We start from the raw sequence: 6,154 nt of genomic DNA on the forward strand, positions 1-6,154 counted from the left end.
ATTGGATATTTCTCTTTTATGAGTGATCCCAATGACAAAAATGATCTATTACGTTGCCTCTACGCTGGATGGGTTTATTGCGGATGAAACCCATAACCTGAACTGGCTGATGTCGTTTCCGCTGGGGGAGGACGCCACGCCTTATGACGATTTTTATCGGTCCGTTGGGGCGGTAATTATGGGCGCCGAAACCTATAACTGGATAGTGGCAAACTCCCCGGAGGGTTGGCCCTATGCGGATGTGCCTGCATTTATCGTCACTCATCAAAAGTTAGCCGTACAGGAAGGCCAGCAGATAACCCTGGTCCAGGGCAGCGCAAACGACATCGCGGCGACTGCGCGAGCCGCCGCACAGGGCAAAGATGTCTGGCTGGTTGGCGGTGGTAAAACGGCGGCTTACTTCGCAGACGCCAACGAACTCCAGAGCCTGTTTATCACTCAGATCCCGGTCATTATCGGTTCAGGGATCCCTTTGCTGCCGGTGAAAAAAACGCTGAACTTCTCTTCTGTGAACCAGCGCGTGCTGAAGAGCGGGGCGATTGAATTGCTTGCCGAGGTGAAGTCTCGTTGAGCAGGGCTTAGAGAGCCGCATTGTTCTTCCCCTACATAACAACATGATAACTAGCAATAATTTCTAAATTATCAATCTGCTGTAAATTCATGTACTATACCCCCCTACAGTATATAGGGGGCGAACATGCCACACTCACCCGAAGACAAAAAACGCATTCTCACCCGCGTCCGGCGTATTCGCGGCCAGACGGAAGCGCTGGAGCGCGCGCTGGAAAGCGGCGAGCCGTGTCTGGCTATTTTACAGCAGATCGCTGCCGTTCGCGGCGCAGCCAACGGGTTAATGGGCGAAATGATGGAAATTCACCTCAAAGATGAGCTGGTCACCGGCGACACTTCAGAAGACCAGCGCGCGCTGCGTATGGCGGAAGTCGGGACTTTAATCCGCTCTTATCTAAAATAAAAACACCCTCACCAAAAGGAAGAGAGTTATGAAATCACGTGCTGCGGTGGCCTTTGGGCCGGGTAAACCACTGGAAATTGTTGAACTTGATGTTGCTCCACCACAGAAAGGCGAAGTGCTGGTAAAAATCACCCATACCGGCGTTTGCCATACCGACGCGTTTACCCTGTCCGGCGATGACCCGGAAGGCGTGTTCCCGGCGGTACTGGGCCATGAAGGCGGCGGTATCGTGGTAGAAGTGGGCGAGGGCGTTACCAGCCTGAAGCCGGGCGACCACGTTATTCCTTTATACACCGCCGAATGCCGCGAATGTAAGTTCTGTAAGTCCGGCAAAACCAACCTCTGCCAGGCGGTTCGCGCTACCCAGGGTAAAGGCCTGATGCCGGATGGCACCACCCGTTTCTCCTATAAAGGCGAGCCTATTTATCACTATATGGGCACCAGCACCTTCAGCGAATACACCGTGGTGGCCGAGATCTCTCTGGCTAAAGTTAACCCGCAGGCACCGCTGGATAAAGTCTGCCTGCTGGGCTGCGGCGTCACTACCGGCATCGGCGCGGTACACAATACGGCTAAAGTGAAAGAAGGTGACAGCGTTGCTGTGTTCGGCCTCGGCGGTATTGGCCTGGCGGTTATTCAGGGCGCGGTACAGGCAAAAGCTGGCCGCATTATTGCCGTTGATACCAACCCGGAAAAATTCAAGCTGGCACGCGAAATGGGCGCTACCGACTGTATCAATCCGAAGGATTATGAGAAACCAATCCAGGACGTGATTGTAGAATTAACCGACGGCGGCGTGGACTTCAGCTTCGAGTGCATCGGCAACGTGAACGTGATGCGTTCCGCGCTGGAATGCTGCCATAAAGGCTGGGGCGAGAGCGTGATTATCGGCGTAGCCGGTGCCGGTCAGGAAATCAAAACCCGTCCGTTCCAGCTGGTGACCGGGCGCGTGTGGCGCGGTTCCGCGTTTGGCGGCGTGAAAGGGCGCACTCAACTGCCGGGCATGGTAGAAGATGCGATGGCCGGGAAAATTAATCTCGACCCGTTCATTACGCACCGCCTGCCGCTGGAGCAGATCAACGAGGCGTTTGACCTGATGCATGAAGGCAAGTCTATTCGTACCGTTATTCATTTCGGCGACAAATAATCAAAAAAAGGGAAAGCGCGATGCTTTCCCTCAGGTTGCAAATGAAGGGAGGGCGTAAAGCTCTCCCTTTTTTGTGAGCTAATTACTGTTGCAGGTCGAAACGGTCAAGGTTCATGACTTTAGTCCAGGCGGCGATAAAGTCTTTAACGAATTTCTCTTCTGCGTCCTGGCTGGCGTAGACTTCTGCCAGCGAGCGCAGTATCGCGTTTGAACCAAACACCAGGTCAGCACGAGTGCCGGTGTACTTCACTTCGCCGCTCAGGCGGTCGCGGCCTTCGAACAGTTCAGAACCCTCTCCCGTCGCTTTCCATTCGGTACGCATATCCAGCAGGTTGGCAAAGAAGTCGTTGCTCAGCACGCCAGGGCGAGAGGTCAGCACGCCGTGCTGGCTCTCATCGAAGTTAGCGCCGAGTGCACGCAGCCCGCCCACTAATACCGTCAGTTCAGGCGCGGTCAGCGTCAACTGCTGCGCTTTGTCGATCAGCAGAGCTTCGGTAGAAGTCGCATTGGCGATGCGGCGATAGTTTCTGAAGCCGTCGGCAGCGGGTTTAAGCAGCTCAAAGGATTCAATATCCGTTTGCTCCTGGCTTGCATCGACGCGGCCCGGAGTAAACGGTACTTTGCGACCGCTGGCTTTTTCGATCCCGACAACGCCTGCTAGCACGATAATGTCTGCCAGAGAGGCTTTGCCTGACGCTTTTTGGATTGCCTCAAGTGTCGGAAGAGTACGGGCGGCGATGGCGTTCACATCCCAGCCGCGCTGCGGAGCAAGCGCCAGGCGAGCCCCGTTCGCGCCACCGCGTTTGTCGCCGCCGCGGAAGGTTGAGGCTGAAGCCCACGCCACGGAGATCAATTCGCTCACCGACAGGCCGGAATCAGCAATCGCCTGCTTCAGCGCTTCAATATCTGCGGTGGAAGGCGCGTGAACTGCCTGCGGTAACGGATCCTGCCAAATCAGATCTTCTTTTGGTACTTCTGGCCCAATGTATCTTGCCTTCGGCCCCATATCGCGGTGCGTCAGCTTGTACCAGGCGCGGGCGAACGCTTCATTAAACGCCTGCGGATCGTTCAGGAAGCGGCGAGAAATTTTTTCGAACTCCGGGTCGAAACGCAGCGTAAGGTCGGTGACCAGCATGGTTGGCTTACGTTTTTTCGACGGGTCAAACGGATCGGGGATAATATCCGGTCCGTTAGTCGCTTCAAACTGGATGGCTCCGGCCGGACTGCGGGTTTGTACCCAGTCATAGCCGAACAGGTTTTCGAAGAAGTAATTGCTCCATTGGGTAGGCGTTTGGGTCCAGACCACTTCCAGGCCGGAGGTAATCGCATCCGCGCCTACGCCGCTGTTGTAGCTGTTGGCCCAGCCAAGACCCTGGGCCTCAAGAGGGGAGGCCTCCGGGTCGGAACCAACATGCGTTGCCGCCGCGGAACCGTGGGTTTTACCCAGCGTATGGCCACCCGCTATCAGGGCGACAATCTCTTCGTCGTCCATGCCCATATTGCCGAATGTGGCGCGAATAGCCGGGGCGGCGGAAAGCGGGTCACCGCTGTGGTTAGGGCCTTCCGGGTTGACATAAATCAGCCCCATTTCGGTTGCGCCTAAAGGTGCCTGCGCCAGGGATTCCGGATGACGGTGCTCGAGCCACTCTTTCTCGCTCCCCCAGTTCACGTCGAGATCTGGTTCCCACACGTCTTCACGCCCTGCGCCAAAACCGAAGGTGCGGAAGCCTGCGTTTTCCAGCGCCACGTTACCGGCCAGAATAATCAGGTCAGCCCAGGAAATCTTCTGTCCGTATTTTTGTTTCACTGGCCACAGCAGACGGCGGGATTTATCGAGGCTGACGTTATCGGGCCACGAGTTAAGAGGAGCAAAACGCTGCTGGCCGCGCCCGGAGCCGCCGCGGCCATCGCGGGAGCGATAGGTTCCTGCGCTGTGCCACGCCATGCGGATAAACAGGCCGATATAGCTGCCCCAGTCGGCAGGCCACCATGATTGAGAGTCGGTTAATACGGCTTTGATGTCGCCTTTCAGGGCGTAGTAATCAAGCTTGCTGAATTCTTTGCGGTAGCTGAAGTTTTCATCCAGCGGGTTGGAACGATTAGAGTGCTGATTTAGCAGATCGACGCGCAGTTGATGCGGCCACCAGTCCTGATTGCTGGTTCCCTCGCCTGCGATGTCCGTGCTCTGGCCCTGATGAAAGGGGCACTTTCCAGCGCCCGCCGGGGAAGCGTTGTGTAAGTCTGTAGAATTGCTCATTTTGCTCTCCGTTTTATATGTGCCCGTTAACCATAGTCTTTACGATTGATAATTAGAATCTGGATGGGCCTACGAATTTGATAGTTGTTACCTTTTAAACGCAAAAATTTACCGCCATCATATTTTAGAACCGATTGGGCGGTTTGCCGGGCAAATGAGCAACGGTGGGAATGTTTGATAAGTTAAAGGGAGTCCGGACTCCCTTTAACTTCTTTTCTGTTTATTTAATATGCTCTGGAACAAACTTATTCCTGGTTATTCCCAACATCAACAACCGCATATCCTGCTCGTAGGGGCATACCGTCAGCTGTTACTGTGATAATAACCAGATTATCCCCCGGAGCCACTTGCGGGGCGGTGTAGGTTACCGTGTACACTGGCTCGTCCTCACTTCCGCTGACTTCAGGCTCGCTCAGACTGCCACTTTCCGGAGAAAGCGCCCATGCTTCCGGGTCGATTTCTCCATCACCTGTTGCAGAAAAGCTCTGCTTCGTCCCGAGTGGCATTTCTGTCAATAGTGGGGGAGTCACCACAAACTCCGCATGTGCGGTACGGCTGACCAGCAGCACCCGCGCCGTTGCGGTGCTGCCGTCAGAGGCGGTGGCGGTCACAGTGACCCATGAATATCCTTTGGGCCAGGCGTCAGAAGGGGTTGTGTACAGGCCATTACTGTCAATGGCTCCCGCCAGGCCGCCTGCTTTTCCGGGCTTCACTTGCCAGCCGGAAAGTTTTTCACCATTTACCAGGTTTGCGCTGAACTGAAGGGTTGAGGGAGAATTAGCCACTTCCTTCGCGGTCGCAAAGGCAGGGGTAACTATGACAGATGTGGGCACAACGGCAACGTAAGCTGAAGCTGTTGCGCCATTTTTACCGGTCGCTGTAATTTTTACGTTCTGCAAGGCACCTTCAATACTCGCCGGAGCCCGGTACAGGCCGCTGGCGCTGATGGAGCCGACACCGGAAGGTGACACACTCCAGTTCACGCTGGCGTTGGCCGTAAACTGCACGGTTTTCCCGGCGGCAAGGGTCGTGTTCAGTGGTGCAAGATTCAGGGATGTCAGCGCCGGGGAGATATCGCCAAATACAACCATATCGCCCGGCATACCGGCAGATTTCAGCTGGTTGATATTCTGCTCGGGGAACAGGATATGGTCGACGGCAAATACGCTGATTGACTCAAAGTTAACACCGCCAATTGAACCAAGAATGGTTGCAGATAATGCATTGTCAAGCTGGCTCTCCATCTGACTACCCATTTGGCTTCTTTGGCCAACATAGTCAATAAAAGGCCCCAACTCCTCATCAAAATTATTAATAATGCTGAGATTACCAACATTTGGTTGGATCTGAATAATTTCACTTTCCGCATTGACCCTGATAGGGTTCGTACCCTTTCCAGAAAGTCTGAAACTGAGTTTAAAAATCTCGGTATAGTATGCGCAGGTCGATCCACCGCAATGCCAGATATGAGTTGCAAATTGAGTTGTACGGTCCTGGCAATGGCCAAAATCCAGTGAGAGCGAGTCTCCCTCTGTATCCAGACGGGCGCCCCTGAGGTCAAAAATCATATCTTCATGCACTTCGCCATACATGTTACCGATTTCATTTTTATAGCGCCCGGACCATGCAGTGGAGCTGGAGCCTCCTTCCCCTACCAGGCGAATGTAATCCCGCTGGATAGTGGCATTATCAGAGGCCACAAGAGACCAGGCCGCGTCATCGGCGCTCCCTCCCCGTTGCATGACCCACTCTCCGGTATCCAGAATCTTGTCCATTG

The 6,154-nt window shown here is 54.5% G+C and carries 5 protein-coding genes; 3 read left to right on the forward strand and 2 right to left on the reverse strand.

Features of this window, described 5'->3' with window-relative positions; all coding sequences use genetic code 11:
- Window positions 1-31 precede the first annotated feature (31 nt).
- The 3 genes from HMPREF0201_RS09270 to HMPREF0201_RS09280 all read left to right on the forward strand — a co-directional run bounded on the left by HMPREF0201_RS09270 (window position 32) and on the right by HMPREF0201_RS09280 (window position 2,120).
- Window positions 32-571, forward strand: coding sequence for a dihydrofolate reductase family protein (locus HMPREF0201_RS09270; RefSeq protein WP_016536334.1), 540 nt, complete (start codon window positions 32-34; stop codon window positions 569-571).
- Window positions 572-697: 126 nt separating this feature from the next.
- Window positions 698-973, forward strand: a complete 276-nt coding sequence (locus tag HMPREF0201_RS09275) for a metal/formaldehyde-sensitive transcriptional repressor (protein WP_016536335.1) — start codon at window positions 698-700, stop codon at window positions 971-973.
- 28 nt (window positions 974-1,001) lie between these two features.
- Window positions 1,002-2,120 (forward strand): S-(hydroxymethyl)glutathione dehydrogenase/class III alcohol dehydrogenase, encoded by a 1,119-nt coding sequence (locus tag HMPREF0201_RS09280; RefSeq protein ID WP_016536336.1) that lies wholly within the window; start codon window positions 1,002-1,004, stop codon window positions 2,118-2,120.
- Between the two features lie 82 nt (window positions 2,121-2,202).
- Here the strand turns inward: HMPREF0201_RS09280 and katG are convergent, their stop codons facing one another.
- Entirely contained in the window at window positions 2,203-4,377 is a 2,175-nt protein-coding gene (gene katG / locus HMPREF0201_RS09285; protein ID WP_016536337.1) for a catalase/peroxidase HPI, read from the reverse strand.
- Between the two features lie 245 nt (window positions 4,378-4,622).
- Window positions 4,623-6,154: Ig-like domain-containing protein (locus HMPREF0201_RS09290; protein WP_016536338.1), on the reverse strand; the 1,532-nt coding region annotated here is incomplete at its 5' end.

Source organism: Cedecea davisae DSM 4568 (assembly GCF_000412335.2).
Classification (GTDB): domain Bacteria; phylum Pseudomonadota; class Gammaproteobacteria; order Enterobacterales; family Enterobacteriaceae; genus Cedecea; species Cedecea davisae.